Genomic DNA, 17344 nt, shown 5'->3' on the forward strand with positions numbered 1-17344 from the left:
ATGGTGGTATTGAAGCGGTAGCGAAAATAATACCTTAAAAAGATATAGTGCAAAGCCCGACCGCGCCTTTTTTGGCGTGGGAACACCCAATAAAATTAATCCTTTTTCTTACGGTTTTTCTTCTTTCTCATCTTTGAAAACATCAATTTGTATTCTTCTACATTGATTGCTGCCTTTTTTTCTGCTATAATTTTAGAAAAATCGAAATTTAACTTTGTAGATTGAGGTTTGAGTTTTCCGTCTTGAAATGCTCGTTGCAGGACATCTTCTATTAAATAATCTTCGTTTTCTGCTTCTGGATGGTATTCCATTTTTAGCGAAAGACTAAAAACATTTGCTGTTGTATTGTACCAAAAGGCTTTCCAACCGCTTCTTAACACTTTAATATTTTCAAATGCCGTTTTACCTGTTTGACGGTGAATTAACTTGATAAGAATTCGCCCCTCTGTGGTGGTCATCTTTTTAATTTGATCTGTAAACTCGCCTTCTATATATTTTTGAACTAAGCGCGTATACTTTCTTCGTTTACTTTTAGACTTTATTTTTTCTAGCCTAATATTTAAAGAATCTAACCTTTGTGACGCCAGTTGAGCGTAAGGGTATGCTCTGAATACTTTTTTACGGAACCATAAATAGTACCGAATATCATTTCTAGATTTAAATTTGTTTTTTGGAAACAACGTAAATTCATTGAGGTTTACAACTAAGGTGTCTCCTGGTTTTACAAAAACATAGTCGTCTACATTAATAGGCAACGAATCTGCTTCCTTTTTTTGGGAAAAAGAAACCATGGAAATTAGTAGTATATATATGTATAAGAGTTTTTTCAAATTTTAATTAATTTACCACATAGCAGCAGTAGGAAACCTTGTTTGTTCGTTATTCGTTGTTCTTTGTTCGTTGTTAAGCTTAATTAGAGCCTAAGTTATTTTTTAACTAATTTTATTTATAAAATCTTCTTCTGAAATAATTTCAATTCCTAAATCTTGTGCTTTTGTTAGTTTTGAAGGTCCCATATTATCACCAGCAACAATAAAATTTGTCTTTTTAGAAATGGATGAACTTACTTTACCTCCATTATCTTCTATTGCTTTTTTGAGTTCGTTTCTACTCATTTGATGAAAAACGCCTGAAACGACAAATATTTGTCCTTGTAATAGTTCCGTTTGATTTTCTAAGCTTTCTGCAGAAACTTCTAATTGTAGTCCAGATGCTTTTAACCGATTTATTAATTGTATGTTTCCTAAATCTGATGAAAAATCGAGAATACTTTGTGCTATTCTATCTCCAATTTCATCTACAGAAATTAATGTTTCGAAATCTGCGGACATTAAATTGTCTATAGATTTAAAATGTTTTGCTAATTTTTTAGCGACCGTTTCACCTACAAAACGGATTCCGAGTGCAAATAATACTTTTTCGAACGGAATTTCTTTTGATTTTATGATTCCGTCAATCATATTTTGTGCAGATTTTTCTGCCATTCGTTCTAACGGAATGACTTGTTCTACCGTTAAATCATATAAATCAGCATAATTTTGAATGAGTCCTTCTTTACGCAACAAATCTACCGTTTCACCTCCTAAACCATCAATATCCATGGCTTTTCTAGAAATGAAATGCTGAATTCTTCCTGTAATTTGTGGGGCACATCCAAATTCATTAGGACAATAATGTTTGGCATCTCCTTCTGTTCTTACTAACTCTGTATTACATTCTGGGCAATGTGTTGCGTATATTGTTGGTTTTGAATCTTCTGGACGTTTTGTAAAATCTACCGCAATAATTTTAGGAATAATCTCGCCTCCTTTTTCTACAAAAACAGTGTCTCCTACTCTAATATCTAGTTTTGCTATTTGATCTGCATTGTGCAATGACGCTCTTTTTACCGTTGTACCTGCTAATTGAACTGGTTCTAAATTTGCAACTGGAGTTATTGCGCCTGTTCTGCCGACTTGATAGGTAATTTCATTTAAAATAGTTGAAACTTGTTCTGCTTTAAATTTATATGCAATTGCCCATCTTGGTGCTTTTGCTGTATACCCTAACTCTTCTTGTTGATGTAAATTGTTTACTTTAACAACAATTCCGTCTGTTTCATAAGGTAAATTGTGACGTTTTGCGTCCCAATTAGTAATGAAATCAAAAACTTCATCAATAGATTTTACCAAAGTAATGGTTTCTGGAACCTTAAAACCAACTTTTCTCGCGTTTTCTAAACTTTCGAAATGCGTTTTATATTTACGTTCTTCCGTAACCACTTGATATAATAAACAATCTAAAGGTCTTCTTGCAACCTCTGCACTGTCTTGTAGTTTTAAACTTCCGCTTGCTGTATTTCTTGGGTTTCTATATTCATCTTCTCCGTTTTCTACACGCTCTTCATTCATTTTATTAAAACCATCAATTGGTAAAATGATTTCTCCACGCATTTCGAAATTACTGACAAAGTCGGATTTTATATTCAAAGGAATTGATCTTATAGTACGAATATTATTAGTTACTTCATCTCCTTGAAAACCATCGCCACGGGTTACTGCTTTTATAAATTTTCCGTTTATATAGGTTAAGTTGATAGAGGCTCCATCGAATTTTAATTCACAAGTATATTCTACCTCTGTGGTTCCTAAAACTTTTTGCACTCTTTCTTCCCAATCTACTAAATCTTCTTTAGAATAAGAATTACTTAAAGAATACATTCTATTTTTATGAGTAACCGTTTCAAAGTTTTTTGTAACCGTACCTCCTACTCTTTGTGTTGGAGAATTTGGATCGAAAAACTCAGGATTTTCTGTTTCTAATTTTTCTAATTCTTTTAATTTAATATCGAACTCGTAATCTGAAATTGAGGCATTATCTAACACATAATAGTTATAATTATGTATATTTAATTCGTCTCGAAGAGCTTCTATTTTTTGTTGATTTGTCATTCTTAAATAAAAAATTAATCTTGTTTTTTTCCTATTAATACATTTACACCATTAGGTAATGGGTTTCCAGAAGAGCGTCTAAATGAAACTATTTGACCTACATGCCAAATAGCATCTGCAATTGGCCCGTTTATTACACACCAAAAAGAAAGTTCTTTATTAGGAAACAATATTTTAAATTGAGCAACATCTTTACTTTCTCTAAAAATTGTACTTGCTTGTAATAAATTTTCTAATGTTTTTTTCCTTTTCTCTCCAAAAGACCTAATTGGTTCTATATCTCCGTTTACTTTTAATAATGCGGCATTTATAATTCTTATTGATAAATTATAAATATGATCTAAAGTTTCTTCTACTGTTCTTGCTTCTGAATTTGGTTGAAAAATCAAATCTTTTTCTGATAAACCTTCTGTAGCCCAATAATATCTAAATCCTAAACCATCTATCATTCTACTTGCGGTAGCACCTGCAGTATATTCTATTGCGGGTTTTGGTATTTGGAAATAAGGAAGATTTTCTTTAAAAATCATTATAAAAAAAGAATTAATTTGGCTTGTAAAAATAGTAAAAAGTATTGGTTACAAAGGTTTGTTTTTTCAAAAAATAAGGAGCACTAATTGTTATAATTATCTCTGTTTAATTCATTTAAAAACACCATTATTATCTACTAAAAAAATCATAAAATAACTATAAAAACTTGTATTTAATTTGAATAATATGTAATTTAGATGGACATTCAAAAATGAATTAAAAAAATGAAATACGCTATTAAAATACACAAAATTTCTACAGTAGATGACCTAGAGAACTCTTGGAGTATTGACGATTACAAAGAACTTTTGGTACGTTTTGATTTTGCAAATAATGATGTAAACGAAATTAAAGAATTAAGAGAATTGCTTTTTATGGCAATTTCTGATAGAGACGCTAGTGAAGCCGCTGCCATTGTGTTAGATTATAAATTGTCTGATGTTTTAAATGAAGGGCAAATAGACTCTCTTTCTTATGAAATGTTAGTAGATAAAATTTCTGAAGAATATCCAAAAATAGAATTGCACAAAACGCTATTTATAATCAATCAGCTTTTGTATAAAGCTTTTAACGGAAAGTTTCCGAATACAAAAGCAACTATTGTAGATTTTGAAATAACACCAGCAAGAAATGCTGAAACGAATATTACTAAAGAAATTGTGTTGAAATGTTTTGCTCAAAACTTAGATAGTCATAACGTAATTAAAAGGTTATTTGCAGATCAATTAAATGCAGAAGAAGCTTTTGTAGAAGCAAATGATATTATTTGGTATTTAGAAAAAAAAGAAAATAACTACAGATTGACTACTTCTGAATATTTTATGAGTAAAAATGAGTTTATAAATGAAGAATTTGAAGCTGTAATTGATTTCTTTGAGGAAGCGTAAACTGGCTATATCTTTTTTATTTTATGGTTACATAGAACACCTTAAAAAATTTACCCATAGATTACAGAGATTTACACTAATTTTTCTGTTTGTATTTATTTAAGTTGTTTTAAACCAAATAAAGATCAAAATTAATTTAAAATTAAACCCAAAACATAAACTACTGTTTTGGGTTTCTTTTTAGCCGTTATTTCTTTTTGTTCTTTGCTTTTTTTCTGTTTTCTTTTTTTAAAACTTTTAAATATTTATTATGAGCTTTTGCTGTTTTTAGATCTAACACTCCTGTAATGTCTACATCAAAATCTTTTTCTTTTAATAGTTTTTGATATTCTTGAAAGCGATGTTCTTTTTCTGCATCGATTGTTAGATTTCTTGCTTCATGACATTCTAATTCTACCCACAGTTTCTTTTTATTTACAGGTTTTGTATAGTTAAAATCTTGCGAAGAACATCTTATATAACATTTGCCCGGTTTTGGGTTTTTAGGTAAATCTGAACTTTGTGCAAAAATAAGACTTGGTAAAAAAAGGAAGAAGAAAATAATATTTTTCATGATTGTTTTTATTTCAAAAATAAGAAAAAGAAAACTTATATAACTTTTAATATGTTTTTGCTTACTAAATTAAGTAAACTAAACATTTACTCTTAATTACTAAAGAAATTAAACTTGTTTAGCCCTGATTGAACGATTTGTTTGAGCTCTTTTTTATTCCTTTTTAGGATAAAAAAAGCGAGTAGTGAAAGCAGGAAATAGCTTCTAATAAAACAAAAACCGAATCAAATAAATGATTCGGTTTTTACTTAAAAATTTTATAATCTCTTATCTAAAAGCATAACGCTCTTTTACTCCATCTAAATTAATAACTTCTAAATAAATAGGGGCTCCTGCTCCGAAAGTAGCATCTATTTCTTTTACAGCTTCACTAGCATTTAAAATTGGTTTCTTATTAATTTCTGTAATAATACATCCTTCTTTTACACCATAATAAATAAGATTTTTATTTTGATTGGTTACAATTCTAGCTCCACCAGAAATATCGAATTTCTTCATTTCTTTTTTAGAGATATCTTTTAAAACGACTCCTAATTTTCTAGAAACATACGCATCTTTTTTGCTTAATTTTACGCTTTTAATTAACTCCGATCCATCTCTATCTACAGTAATATTTACTAAATCTCCAGGTCTTTTTGCAGTTAATTGACCTCTTAATTCTGAGAATTTAGAAATCTTTACGTCGTTTACTTTTTTAATAACATCTCCAGATTTTAAGCCCCCTTTTTCTGCACCACCATCATTACTTACTCCGGCAATTTTAACACCATCTATATCTTCTTCACTTTGATCTATGTTTATGCCTAAAATAGCTTCTTGTACAGACCCAAATTCTAATAAATCATCGATTACCTTTTTGGCAATATTAGATGGAACTGCAAAAGAATACCCAATAAAAGAACCGGTTTTAGAGGTAATTGCTGTATTAATTCCAACCAACTCACCACGAGTGTTTACCAATGCTCCTCCACTATTTCCTGGATTTACCGCTGCATCTGTTTGAATAAAAGAATCTATAGAAGAATTCCCTTCTAAATCTCTACCCTTTGCACTAACTATACCTGCTGTTACGGTAGATGTTAAGTTGTAAGGATTACCAACTGCCAAAACCCATTCTCCTATTTTTATATTGTCTGAATTTGCAAATGGAATATAAGGTAAATCAAAATCTGCATCAATTTTTAATAAAGCAATGTCGTTCTCTTTATCTGTACCAACCAACTTTGCCTCATATTTTTGTCTGTTGTTTAAAGTAATCTCAATTTCTGATGCTCCATCAATTACATGATTGTTTGTAACAATATACCCGTCTTGCGAAATAATTACTCCACTACCTGTACCAACTTGCTCAAACTTTCTAGCTCCATTACCGTTTCCGAAGAAAATATCCATTGGATTTACCTGAGTCCTTATCGCTGTATTTTTAACGTGTACCACCGCATGTACAGTGTTTTCTGCGGCAACGGTTAAATCTACCGAACCAGAAGTTTCATTAACTTTGTTTAAAACAGGATTATAACTTGCTGTAACTGTTTTTATGGGTTGAGAAATAGATCTTTCTACAACTGCATTTTCATTAAATAGCATTTTATAACCGCCTAAAGTAATAGCGCCTCCTAAAATAGCCACTCCTAATAAACTTAAAATTTTTTTCATGATATTTATATTTAATACCTCAAAGATACAATTATAACTATTTCAAAAAATCTGTTTAACTTGATTTTAACTGACTTTAACCGCTTTTTAACAGTCCGATTTTATTCTTTAAATACCTATATTTGTACTAATGAATTTAGACTTTTATAAATACCAAGGAACCGGAAATGATTTTGTTATGATTGATAACAGAGCTCTAATTTTTCCGAAAGAAAACGTAGCCATTATATCTAAACTTTGTGATAGACATTTTGGAGTTGGAGCTGACGGAGTTATCTTAATTGAAAATGACGCAGAATTCGATTTTAGAATGATTTATTTTAATGCTGACGGAAGTGAGACTTTTTGTGGAAACGGAGGACGATGTGCCGTGGCTTTTGCCAAATATTTAGAAATCATCAACCTAAAGACACGTTTTATTGCTGTTGATGGTCCGCATTTAGCTGAAATTGATACTGGAATTGTTTCTTTAAAAATGATAGATGTTGATAAAATTACCGTGAAAGAAAACTCAGTATTCGCTTATACAGGCACACAACATCATGTAGAATTAGTGGAAGATTTAGATCATTTTCCTGTTTTTGAAAAAGGAAAAGAAATAAGATACTCGTATAATGATCCTGGAAGTAATGTGAATTTTGTTCAACAAATAAATCCTTCTACTTTTAGAGTAAGAACTTATGAAAAAGGTGTGGAAGATGAAACTTTGGCTTGCGGAACCGGAGTTACAGCTGTTGCTATTGCCATGCATAAAACAGGCAAAACAACTAGCAATTTAATTTCTTTACCTGTTGAAGGTGGAAATTTAGAGGTTTCTTTTTCTGAAGAAAATGGGATTTATACCAATGTGTATTTAAAAGGCCCAGCGACTTTTGTTTTTAAAGGGGAGATTTCTTTTTAAATGTATAATTAGATTGAATTATTTCGCAAAGATTCACAGAGAAAACGACGAGATACACAAAGATTAAAAACGCTATTCTTATATATTGAAAACATAATCAATTTGTGTATAGTGGATTTTGATACTAAATGAATGCACTAAGTAAAATTAGAATTTTTGTTTACTCATTATAGAGTCTTGTTTACACAGGGATGATAAACTGGATATATAAAATATGATGTATTTCTATCCAAATATTTATTTTAAGTAAACGGCCTTTTAGATAAAAAATCATGAAATTAACCGGTAAAAAAATAACCTTACGTGCTCTAGAACCCGAAGATTTAGATTTTCTATATCAGATAGAAAACAACGAGTCTTTTTGGGAAATAAGCCATACACAAACTCCTTTTTCTAAATTTATATTGAAGCAATATTTAGAAAATGCACATTTAGATATCTACGAAGCAAAACAGTTACGCTTACTAATTGAAGATACTTCTACCAAAAGACAAGTAGGAATGATTGATTTGTTTGATTACAATCCGATGCATAAAAGAGCTGGAATTGGAATTTTAATTCACCCAAAATTTCAAAAACAAGGATTAGCTACAGAAGCTTTATCTCTTTTAATTCAATATGCTTTTTCTTATTTAAATGTACATCAACTGTATGCAAACATTACTGCTGATAATTCTAAAAGCTTATCACTGTTTAAAAAACATAACTTCCAAAAAGTTGGTATTAAAAAAGATTGGATATTATCCGAAGGAAAATTTAAAGATGAAGTTTTATTTCAGTTGATAAAAGACTAATTTTGCAATTCTAAAAAAAATCAAAATACCTTGAGTAAAAAATTTATATACGCCGTTATAGCTACTGTTATTTTTATTGGTGCATTTATTGTATACCAATACTATCAAAAAATATTTGGAGAATCTATTACAGAAGATACCGTGCTTTTTGTAAAATCTTCGGATAGTTTAATGGATGTAAAAGATAAAGTAGCAGCGTTTTCTAAAAGCACCAGCACTTTTCTATTAGTAGCCGCTAAGAAAAATTTCTCTACTCCAAAACCTGGTAGATATGTTTTAAACAAAGGGATGTCTAATAACGATCTTGTTAATTTATTAAGGAGTGGTAATCAAACTCCTGTAAAACTATCTTTTAACAATCAAGATACTTTAGAAAAATTGGCAGGTAGAATTGCAGAACAATTAGAGGCAGATTCACTTTCTCTCTTAAAATCTTTTAAAGACAAAGATTTCTTGTCTAAAAATAACTTGACAGAAAAATCTGTTTTACAAATCTTTATTCCTAATAGTCATCAATTTTATTGGACTACTTCTGCAGATAATTTTAGAAATAAAATTTTTAGAGAATACAATCGTTTTTGGAATGAAAGCAGGTTGCAAAAAGCAAAAGCTTTAGATTTAACCAAAGAAGAAGTGATTACTTTGGCTTCTATAGTACAAAAAGAAACTGCTAAAAAAGTTGAAAGACCTATTGTGGCAGGTTTGTATTTAAATAGGTTACAAAAAGGGTGGCCTTTACAAGCAGATCCCACAATTATCTATTGTGTTAAAGAAAAAAAAGGACAAGATTATGTAGTTAAAAGAGTCTTAACTGCAGATTTAGAAATAAACTCTCCTTATAATACCTATAAAAACAAAGGCTTACCTCCAACGCTAATTTCAATGCCAGACATTTCGGCTATTGACGGTGTATTAAATGCCGAAAAACACAACTATTTTTATATGTGTGCAAATGTAGATAAATTAGGATACCATACTTTTGCTAAAACACTTTCGCAGCACAATAGAAATGCAGCTAAATACCATCAATGGATGAACAAACAAAGGATTAATAGATAGCTTTATAAGCTGGTAGTAGTCGTTTTCCGATCTTACTGTTGTAAAATAAACGCTATATATTTTTAAAAATGATACAATTGAAAGTAAATAAATTAATTGTTTTTTCTCTCTTTTTTCTATTAACGGTTTTCTCTCATGCTCAAAACGCTGCATTTTACAAAAAATCTGATACTTTAAATACCAAAAGAAGAAATGCCATTATAGTTGCCGAAAGTGTATTGGCTGGAGGCGCTTTAATTTCTTTAAACCAACTTTGGTACAAAGATTATCCGCGTTCTAGTTTTCATTTAAAGAATGACAATAATGATTGGAAACAAATGGATAAGGTTGGTCATTTAATGACTTCATACTATGTTGGTAAAATAGGAATGGAAGCTTTAGACTGGGCAGGAGTTTCTAAAAAAAATCAATTAATATACGGAGCAACCTCTGGTTTTGCTTTTTTAACTGCCGTAGAAGTTTTAGATGGGTTTTCTGAAGAATGGGGAGCATCACCAGGAGATATTCTTGCAAATGCATCAGGAACCGGTTTGTTAATTGGACAAGAATTACTTTGGGGAGAACAACGAATCACCGTAAAATACTCCTTTCATCAAACAGAATTTGCTAAACAAAGACCAAATACCTTGGGTATAAATTATTTACAACAAGCTTTAAAAGATTATAACGGACAAACTTATTGGCTTTCTGCTAATATTTGGTCTTTTAATAAGAAAAGCTCGTTTCCTAAATGGTTAAATGTTGCTTTGGGTTATGGCGCAGAAGAAATGCTTTATGGACATACAAACGCAGCAGATGCAACGCCATACAATCCTTACCGACAATTCTACCTAAGTTTAGACTTAGATTTAACAAAAATCCGTACAAATTCGGAATTCTTAAAATCCGTCTTCTCTGTTGTAAACTTCATAAAAATACCTGCTCCAACACTTGAAATTAACACCAAAGGAAGAATAAAATTTCATTATCTGTATTTTTAATAAATTTTAACATATTGATAATCAGTATAATTAATATTTGGTTATACATTTGCACCCGCAAAACAGAAATATTTATATTATCAAAAAGTTTTTATTTTTAAGTATCGTATTTTTAGGATTTATCAACGCAACTTCTATTGATAAAAAAATAGGTACTCATAACAAAATTACTTTCCCCAAATTTATAGATTATAACATTCCTTATTTACAAAAGGACTTTGTTGGTTTTAAAGAAGCCTTAGCTTTTAAGGAGTCTCAAGGAAAATATACTATTGTAAATTCATTAGGATATTTAGGAAAGTATCAATTTGGTAGAACTACTTTACACCGATTTAAAATTTACAACACACAAGATTTTTTAAAAAACCCAGAATTACAGGAAAAAGCATTTATAGCTTTATGCAAAGTAAATAAATGGATTTTAAGAAAAGACATTGCACGTTCTGTTGGTAAAACCATAAACGGAATTAGAATAACAGAATCAGGTATCTTAGCTGCAGCTCATTTAAGCGGTGCAGGTAACGTAAAAAAATTCTTACGTAGTAATGGAGTCGAAGGGTTTACAGATGCTTATGGAGCTTCTATAAAATCTTATTTAAAAAACTTTGGTGGTTATAATGTTTCTGTTATTAAAGCAGACAAATATGCTACCGTTTAAACCTAGTATCTAAAATACACTTTGTAGTTTTAAATATAAAAAAGGCTTTATTTATTCTTATAAAAGATAAATAAAGCCTTTTTACATGTCTTAATTTAACAAAAACCATAAAAGAATAATTGCTACTTATGAATGATAAAAATAGCTGGTTTTTTGTGTAAATCTGGTTGTTGATGTTTCCAATCTTTTATCATCATCGTTTTAATATATTCTGAAGGCAAAGTAATATCTGCCGCGATACATAAATTTGTAGTAGGTGATAAAGCTGCTTTTAAATCTGTAAGCATTTTTTCGTTTCTATAAGGTGTCTCAATAAAAATTTGCGATTGATTCTTATCATGCGAAAGTTTTTCTAGATCTTTTATCGTTTTTTTTCTTTCGGATTTATCAATAGGTAAATAGCCATTAAAAGCAAAATTTTGTCCGTTCATTCCGGAACTCATCATTGCCATGATAATTGAAGATGGACCAACCAAAGGAATTACTCTAATATTGTTTTCATGCGCTAACTTAACAATACTTGCTCCTGGATCTGCAATTGCAGGCACTCCGGCTTCAGACAATAAACCTACATTTACGCCTTCTTTACATACATCTAAATATCTAGAGGTTTCTAGCTCTTCTGCATACTTATCTAAAAGCATTAATTGCAGTGAAGGCTGCGATTTTTTAGGTGAAATTTTCTTGATAAATCTTCTTGCAGATTTTTCATTTTCAACAATATAATAATCAATCTGTTCAACTACTTTTTTAACTGATAAAGGCATTACTTCTAAAGGTTCAGTTTCTCCTAAAGTAGTGGGAATTAAATAGAGTTTACCAATCATCTTATATATTTTAGACACATATTTTACGAATTTACACAAACTAAAAACGCAGAAATAATATTTTTATTTTTTTTGATATTTATTATACAGATACTCGCTGATAAAATGAACCTTTTCTTTAAGATAAATTACTTGCAATAACATCACAAGCCTCATCTAACATTTTATATACGTTTTCAAAACCTTGATTTCCGCCATAATATGGATCTGGTACACTTAGGTTTTTAGCAGGATGTATTTCGTTTAAAATCATTCTTACTTTCTGTTCGTCATCATTATTTCTTACTAACGACAGTATGTTTTGATAATTACTATCATCCATCGCAAAAATAATATCAAACTCATCAAAATCTTTTACAACAAATTTTCTTGCTCTTTGTTTCGTAATGTCTATTCCGTATTTGTTAGCAACTTCAATAGAGCGTTCATCCGGAAGTTTTCCGATATGATATGCTGCAGTTCCAGCAGAATCTACAAAAACAGAATCAGAATTAACTTTAGATTTTAAGATTCCTTCCGCTAAAGGAGAACGACATATATTTCCCAAACAAACCATCAATATTTTATGCATGAAAGTAATTTTTGTTAAAAATAAGAAACAATTACGCTCTTAAAAAATTTAAGAGCGTAAAATTAAATATGAATAAGTACTTTGAAGTTTTCTTTTTAAAAAGTTAACTTTTTAGTTAAATCGTCTACGTACTTTTTAAATTGCTTATCTGTTTCTGTTAAGTTATCCACTGTTTTACAAGCATGTAATACAGTTGCATGATCTCTTTGCCCAATTTGATTACCAATACTTGCTAAAGAAGTTTTTGTTAATCTTTTGGCAAAAAACATAGCTAACTGACGCGCTTGTACAATATGACGTTTACGTGTTTTAGATTGTAAGGTTGCCACATCCATATCAAAATATTTAGAAACTTCTTTCTGAATATAATCTATAGAAACTTCCTTTTTAGTGTTTTTTACAAACTTGTCTACAATTTGTTTTGCTAATTCTACAGAAAACTCTTTTCTATTAAAAGAAGCTTGTGCAATCATAGAAATAACAACACCTTCTAACTCTCTTACGTTAGATTTTATATTTTTAGCAATATATTCTACAATATCTTCTGGCATTTCTACACCATCTCTATACAATTTATTTTGTAAAATAGAAATTCTAGTTTCGTAATCTGGTGCTTGTAACTCCGCAGATAATCCCCATTTAAAACGAGATAATAAGCGTTGTTCTATATCTTGCATGTCTACAGGTGCTTTATCCGAAGTTAAAATTACCTGTTTTCCATTTTGATGTAAATGGTTAAAAATATGGAAGAACACATCTTGTGTACCTGCTTTACCAGATAAAAACTGTACGTCATCTATAATTAAGACATCTATCATTTGATAGAAATGAATAAAATCGTTTCTTGTATTCGATTTTACAGAATCAATAAATTGTTGTGTAAATTTTTCTGAAGATATATATAAAACTGTTTTGTCTGGATATTTATCCTTAATATCAACACCAATAGCGTGTGCTAAATGCGTTTTACCCAAACCAACACCACCATAAACTAATAATGGATTAAAAGAGGTTCCACCTGGCTTATTTGCCACTGCCATACCTGCAGAACGTGCCAATCTATTAGAATCTCCTTCTATAAAGTTTGCAAAACTATAGTTAGGGTTTAATTGAGATTCTATTTTTACTTTTTGTAATCCTGGAATTACAAACGGATTTCTTAATTCTCTTTTATTAGACTCTAAAGGAACAGTAACTCTTTGTGGTTTTAAAGGATCTCTGTTTGAACTAGGAATTTTAACAATTTGCGGTCTGTTACTGCTATAATTGTTTTCCATTTTAACATCGTAAATCAGTTTAGCATCGTTACCTAACTGTTTTACTAATGCAACACGCAATAATTTAATGTAATGCTCTTCTAACCATTCATAAAAAAATTTACTAGGAACCTGAATTGTTAACGCTTCTCCTGAAAGTTTTACCGGTTTTATTGGCTCGAACCAAGTTTTATAAGCTTGTGGTTTAATGTTGTCCTTTATAAAGGTCAAACATTCATTCCAAACTGAGTCAGCAGTTTCAATCATTATAATTCTAGCTATTTTTTTTGTTAGTATTAGGGTTTAAAAAATGGCTTTTAACGCCTTTTTTAAGGTAGTACAAAAATGTGAATAAAATTCAGTATAAAAAAATCAATTTGCTATTGATTATTAACTATTTTTTACGTAGAATAGTAAAAAATATAAAATTTACATCTTTTGAAAAACTCATCTACGAAAACACGCATTCGATATTCTGAAACCGACCAAATGGGCGTTGTATATCATGGAAATTATGCTCAATTTTTTGAACTAGGACGCACCGAATGGCTACGTACCTTGGGGGTTACATACAAAGATATGGAATTAAGCGGGATAATGCTTCCTGTAATTTCTATAAATTTTAAATTTATTAAATCTGCCTTGTACGACGACGTTTTAACCATTAAAACTATTCTAAGGAAAAAGCCTATGGTTAAAATTGAGTTTGAATATGAAATTGTAAACCAAAATAATGAAATGATTTGTACAGGAAGTTCTGTTTTGGCTTTTTTAAACAGTAAAACAATGAAACCAACACGTTGTCCTGATTATTTACTAAAAAGTTTGGGCTATTAGTAATAATTTGAGTTAGAAACTTAAAGAAATCCTGTTATAGTTATAGTTGAATTTTCAAATTAAAAAGAAATTTAATTATTTTGATCTTCTTTATATCCATTTATTTGCTGATAAGTTAAATTATTATGCAAATAAGTGGCCACTTCAGGAAGTCTATTAATAAGTTCTTCAATTACTTTCGGATCGTTTAAACCACTAAGAACTCCAGGAATCATACTTAAAGAAGGGTCATCAAAATCGGCACAACCCATTGCCCAATTTAAAAACATCCGTTTACTCACAAAACGATCATCAATAATTTTAAATTCAGAATGCCTAGAATCTTTTTGCAAACGACTTAAAAGGTTGTTAAGGTCTTTTGGCTCTCCTTCAAGAATCTGAAGAAAATAACCATCCTTATGAATCAGCACTCCACTAATATTATCTATCGTATTATACGCTCTTGAATCGTGAAGTAAATCTAATAAATCTCGCTTATTAAACTTAATACTGGCTTTACTTGAATAAACTATACGACGTAATTTCATGAAAATTGTAATTAAGTTTTATTGGAGTTATTATTTACTCTAAGTTTTTATAAAGTTACATTATATTTTATTTACAATCAAACTAAATGTTATTAGAAAATCTTAATTTCAATCTTAAATAAATCATCAAAAATCATTTTAACAGACTGCTTTCAAAAGGAAATACAGCTTAATTTTTCCAAAAAATAAGCAATAAAACCAAACCTTTTTTTTATGAAATAAAAGGTTCTGAATTTTAAAAAAATAATAGATAACATATTTCATTAAAAATGGCAGTAAAAGTATACAAATATCAAACCTTGATAATTGTTGCCTTTACTGCCATTATTTACACAAAATAGTTATAGCTATTATTTCCAACGATATTCTGAACGACCGTTTAACTCGTGTTCAATTTCTAACAAACGATTGTATTTTGCAATACGTTCTCCACGACAAGCCGAACCAGATTTTAAATGCCCTCCATCCATAGCAACTGCAAAATCTGCTAAAAAAGTATCTTCTGTTTCACCAGATCTATGAGATAAAAAATAACGCCAACCAGCTTCTTTACACATTCTAACTGCTTCTATCGTTTCTGTAACACTACCAATTTGGTTTAATTTTATCAATACAGAATTAGCTGTTTTTTTTGCAATTCCTTTTGTTATGTATTTTGTATTTGTAACAAAGATATCATCTCCAACTACTTCTATTTTATCTCCATATTTTTTTGTAAACTCAGCAAAACCATCCCAATCTCCTTCACATAATGGATCTTCCCATAAAATAATAGGATATTTATCTAACCATTCTCCAGACAAATTAATCAACTCCTCACTAGACATCTCTCCTCTTCCAGACCAAAATAGATTATATTTATTATCAATATTTGGTGAAATAGAGTTTGCAGCACTATCTATAGCAATAGACAAATCTTTGCCTGGTTTATAACCCGCTTTATGTATCGCTTCAATAATTAATTCAATTGCAGCTTCATTACTATCACAATTTGGTGCAAAACCACCTTCATCTCCTACACTTGTAGCTAATCCTTTGTTTTTAAGTAACCCTTTTAATACATGAAATGTTTCTGCAACATAACGTAAACCTTCTTTAAAACTGGGTGCTCCATGAGGCACTAACATAAACTCCTGAAAATCTACACTATTATCAGCATGTTCTCCTCCATTTAAAATATTCATACAAGGTACGGGAATCCTTACCGCATTTGACCCACCTAAATAAGCATACAACGGTAAGTTTGCAGATATTGCTGCTGCTTTAGCTACCGCCATTGAAACTCCAAGAATAGCATTTGCACCTAATCTAGATTTATTATCAGTTCCATCTAATTCAATCATCGTATAATCAATATCTTTTTGATTAGATGCTGATTTTCCTATTAATGCTTTAGCAATTTCATTGTTTACGTTATCAACAGCTTTTTGAACTCCTTTTCCTTGATATCTTTCCTTATCTCCATCCCTTAGTTCTATAGCTTCATTTTCTCCTGTAGATGCTCCTGAAGGTACAGAGGAAAAAGCTTTGCTTCCATCTTCTAATTCTACATAAGTTCTAACGGTTGGGTTTCCTCTTGAATCTAAAATTTCTAAAGCGGAAATTGATTTGATAGTAGTTTTCATAATATATATATTAAAATATTTAATTTATTATTATGGCCTATTAAAAGTAGTTTATATCGCTTTTGTTTGAGTTTAAAAGCTTTTTAAAAGAATAGGTCGATACACAAAGTTATCACTTTCTAATGTTAAATCAAACACAAAATTATGCTAACATTTTTATATCAACTTTATACAAATTATCAAAAATAGTATAGATTGATTCTGACTCTTTTTTTCTTATAGAAATGGTGTATTCACAATTCATTTCTAATTTCTGATTGGTAATTTCAATATTTTTCTCTTTGATGATTCTTTGTACGGCATTCATCATATCGTACTCAAAAGTTAACTTATAATAAATATTGATGGTTTTCTCTAAAATATCAGCAGCTTCTAGAGTAATTTGTGCAGATGTTTTATAGGCAGAAATTAAGCCTCCAACACCTAGCTTTGTTCCTCCAAAATATCGAACAGAAACAATTAAAATATTGGTTACTTCAAAAGACTGAATTTGTCCATAGATAGGTAAACCTGCAGAATTGTTTGGTTCTCCATCATCATTTGCTCTAAACCTAATTTTTTCTATTCCTAATTGATAAGCATAACAGAAATGACGTGCAGAATGATGTTTTTTCTTTAAATCTTCTAAATGTTCTTTTACATCTTCTTCTGATAAAACAGGAAAAGCATAGCCAAAAAATTTAGATCCTTTTTCTTTAAAAAGGGTTTCTTCGGATGATTTTTCTATTGTTTTATAAACGTCTTCTAACATA

18 protein-coding genes are annotated in these 17344 nt (G+C 30.0%); 7 read left to right on the top strand and 11 right to left on the bottom strand.

What is annotated here, in order from left to right; translation table 11 throughout:
- Positions 1-95: 95 nt before the first annotated feature.
- The 3 genes from MPF19_RS05365 to MPF19_RS05375 form a co-directional block, all read right to left on the bottom strand.
- Complete coding sequence (locus tag MPF19_RS05365) at positions 96-791, bottom strand: DUF4294 domain-containing protein (RefSeq protein ID WP_203394734.1); 696 nt, start codon at positions 789-791, stop codon at positions 96-98.
- A gap of 141 nt (positions 792-932) precedes the next feature.
- A complete protein-coding gene (ligA, locus tag MPF19_RS05370) occupies positions 933-2930 on the bottom strand; it encodes an NAD-dependent DNA ligase LigA (protein WP_249987099.1) in 1998 nt (665 codons plus the stop codon).
- 14 nt (positions 2931-2944) lie between these two features.
- A complete protein-coding gene (locus tag MPF19_RS05375) occupies positions 2945-3460 on the bottom strand; it encodes a DinB family protein (protein ID WP_249987100.1) in 516 nt (171 codons plus the stop codon).
- A gap of 225 nt (positions 3461-3685) precedes the next feature.
- Here MPF19_RS05375 and MPF19_RS05380 point away from each other — a divergent pair, with 225 nt between their 5' ends.
- Entirely contained in the window at positions 3686-4348 is a 663-nt protein-coding gene (locus MPF19_RS05380; RefSeq protein WP_249987101.1) for a hypothetical protein, read from the top strand.
- A 187-nt stretch (positions 4349-4535) separates the two neighbouring features.
- On the opposite strand, the gene MPF19_RS05385 is transcribed toward MPF19_RS05380, so the two are convergent.
- A complete protein-coding gene (locus MPF19_RS05385; RefSeq protein ID WP_249987102.1) occupies positions 4536-4901 on the bottom strand; it encodes a hypothetical protein in 366 nt (121 codons plus the stop codon).
- A 267-nt stretch (positions 4902-5168) separates the two neighbouring features.
- Positions 5169-6557 carry a trypsin-like peptidase domain-containing protein gene (locus MPF19_RS05390; protein WP_249987103.1) on the bottom strand — a complete coding sequence of 463 codons (1389 nt, stop codon included), beginning with the start codon at positions 6555-6557 and terminating at the stop codon, positions 5169-5171.
- A gap of 130 nt (positions 6558-6687) precedes the next feature.
- Here MPF19_RS05390 and dapF point away from each other — a divergent pair, with 130 nt between their 5' ends.
- From dapF to MPF19_RS05415, 5 genes are all read left to right on the top strand, one after another.
- Positions 6688-7458 carry a diaminopimelate epimerase gene (gene dapF / locus MPF19_RS05395; protein WP_249987104.1) on the top strand — a complete coding sequence of 257 codons (771 nt, stop codon included), beginning with the start codon at positions 6688-6690 and terminating at the stop codon, positions 7456-7458.
- Between the two features lie 269 nt (positions 7459-7727).
- Positions 7728-8252: a GNAT family N-acetyltransferase gene (locus MPF19_RS05400; protein ID WP_249987414.1), complete on the top strand. Its 525-nt coding sequence runs from the start codon at positions 7728-7730 to the stop codon at positions 8250-8252.
- Positions 8253-8282: 30 nt separating this feature from the next.
- The gene (gene mltG, locus MPF19_RS05405) at positions 8283-9311 is read left to right on the top strand and encodes an endolytic transglycosylase MltG (RefSeq protein WP_249987105.1); all 1029 of its coding nucleotides are present in this window, start codon (positions 8283-8285) and stop codon (positions 9309-9311) included.
- A gap of 68 nt (positions 9312-9379) precedes the next feature.
- On the top strand, positions 9380-10291 hold the full coding sequence (locus MPF19_RS05410; protein ID WP_249987106.1) for a DUF2279 domain-containing protein: 912 nt from the start codon (positions 9380-9382) through the stop codon (positions 10289-10291).
- 49 nt (positions 10292-10340) lie between these two features.
- Positions 10341-10949: a peptidoglycan-binding protein LysM gene (locus tag MPF19_RS05415; protein ID WP_249987107.1), complete on the top strand. Its 609-nt coding sequence runs from the start codon at positions 10341-10343 to the stop codon at positions 10947-10949.
- Between the two features lie 122 nt (positions 10950-11071).
- Here the strand turns inward: MPF19_RS05415 and MPF19_RS05420 are convergent, their stop codons facing one another.
- From MPF19_RS05420 to dnaA, 3 genes are all read right to left on the bottom strand, one after another.
- Entirely contained in the window at positions 11072-11776 is a 705-nt protein-coding gene (locus tag MPF19_RS05420; RefSeq protein ID WP_249987108.1) for an SAM-dependent methyltransferase, read from the bottom strand.
- Between the two features lie 118 nt (positions 11777-11894).
- Positions 11895-12347 (bottom strand): low molecular weight protein-tyrosine-phosphatase, encoded by a 453-nt coding sequence (locus tag MPF19_RS05425; protein ID WP_249987109.1) that lies wholly within the window; start codon positions 12345-12347, stop codon positions 11895-11897.
- Positions 12348-12442: 95 nt separating this feature from the next.
- Positions 12443-13870, bottom strand: coding sequence for a chromosomal replication initiator protein DnaA (gene dnaA / locus MPF19_RS05430; RefSeq protein WP_203394658.1), 1428 nt, complete (start codon positions 13868-13870; stop codon positions 12443-12445).
- A gap of 171 nt (positions 13871-14041) precedes the next feature.
- Here dnaA and MPF19_RS05435 point away from each other — a divergent pair, with 171 nt between their 5' ends.
- Positions 14042-14440 (top strand): acyl-CoA thioesterase, encoded by a 399-nt coding sequence (locus MPF19_RS05435; RefSeq protein ID WP_203394659.1) that lies wholly within the window; start codon positions 14042-14044, stop codon positions 14438-14440.
- A 71-nt stretch (positions 14441-14511) separates the two neighbouring features.
- Here MPF19_RS05435 and MPF19_RS05440 read toward each other — a convergent pair whose 3' ends face one another.
- The 3 genes from MPF19_RS05440 to MPF19_RS05450 form a co-directional block, all read right to left on the bottom strand.
- Positions 14512-14967 (bottom strand): BLUF domain-containing protein, encoded by a 456-nt coding sequence (locus MPF19_RS05440; RefSeq protein ID WP_249987110.1) that lies wholly within the window; start codon positions 14965-14967, stop codon positions 14512-14514.
- Positions 14968-15317: 350 nt separating this feature from the next.
- The gene (gene eno / locus MPF19_RS05445; RefSeq protein ID WP_249987111.1) at positions 15318-16592 is read right to left on the bottom strand and encodes a phosphopyruvate hydratase; all 1275 of its coding nucleotides are present in this window, start codon (positions 16590-16592) and stop codon (positions 15318-15320) included.
- A 142-nt stretch (positions 16593-16734) separates the two neighbouring features.
- Complete coding sequence (locus MPF19_RS05450) at positions 16735-17343, bottom strand: IMPACT family protein (protein ID WP_249987112.1); 609 nt, start codon at positions 17341-17343, stop codon at positions 16735-16737.
- Between the last annotated feature and the right edge of the window lies 1 nt (position 17344).

The organism is Polaribacter sp. Z014 (genome assembly GCF_023555435.1).
Lineage (GTDB): Bacteria > Bacteroidota > Bacteroidia > Flavobacteriales > Flavobacteriaceae > Polaribacter.

What these genes read in the sequence shown, in the direction of transcription:
- MPF19_RS05365 (WP_203394734.1), bottom strand. Translation starts at nt 791, where the DNA reads ATGGTTTCTTTTTCCCAAAAAAAGGAAGCAGATTCGTTGCCTATTAAT.
- ligA (WP_249987099.1), bottom strand. Translation starts at nt 2,930, where the DNA reads ATGACAAATCAACAAAAAATAGAAGCTCTTCGAGACGAATTAAATATA.
- MPF19_RS05375 (WP_249987100.1), bottom strand. Translation starts at nt 3,460, where the DNA reads ATGATTTTTAAAGAAAATCTTCCTTATTTCCAAATACCAAAACCCGCA.
- MPF19_RS05380 (WP_249987101.1), top strand. Translation starts at nt 3,686, where the DNA reads ATGAAATACGCTATTAAAATACACAAAATTTCTACAGTAGATGACCTA.
- MPF19_RS05385 (WP_249987102.1), bottom strand. Translation starts at nt 4,901, where the DNA reads ATGAAAAATATTATTTTCTTCTTCCTTTTTTTACCAAGTCTTATTTTT.
- MPF19_RS05390 (WP_249987103.1), bottom strand. Translation starts at nt 6,557, where the DNA reads ATGAAAAAAATTTTAAGTTTATTAGGAGTGGCTATTTTAGGAGGCGCT.
- dapF (WP_249987104.1), top strand. Translation starts at nt 6,688, where the DNA reads ATGAATTTAGACTTTTATAAATACCAAGGAACCGGAAATGATTTTGTT.
- MPF19_RS05410 (WP_249987106.1), top strand. Translation starts at nt 9,380, where the DNA reads ATGATACAATTGAAAGTAAATAAATTAATTGTTTTTTCTCTCTTTTTT.
- MPF19_RS05420 (WP_249987108.1), bottom strand. Translation starts at nt 11,776, where the DNA reads ATGATTGGTAAACTCTATTTAATTCCCACTACTTTAGGAGAAACTGAA.
- MPF19_RS05425 (WP_249987109.1), bottom strand. Translation starts at nt 12,347, where the DNA reads ATGCATAAAATATTGATGGTTTGTTTGGGAAATATATGTCGTTCTCCT.
- dnaA (WP_203394658.1), bottom strand. Translation starts at nt 13,870, where the DNA reads ATGATTGAAACTGCTGACTCAGTTTGGAATGAATGTTTGACCTTTATA.
- MPF19_RS05440 (WP_249987110.1), bottom strand. Translation starts at nt 14,967, where the DNA reads ATGAAATTACGTCGTATAGTTTATTCAAGTAAAGCCAGTATTAAGTTT.
- eno (WP_249987111.1), bottom strand. Translation starts at nt 16,592, where the DNA reads ATGAAAACTACTATCAAATCAATTTCCGCTTTAGAAATTTTAGATTCA.
- MPF19_RS05450 (WP_249987112.1), bottom strand. Translation starts at nt 17,343, where the DNA reads ATGTTAGAAGACGTTTATAAAACAATAGAAAAATCATCCGAAGAAACC.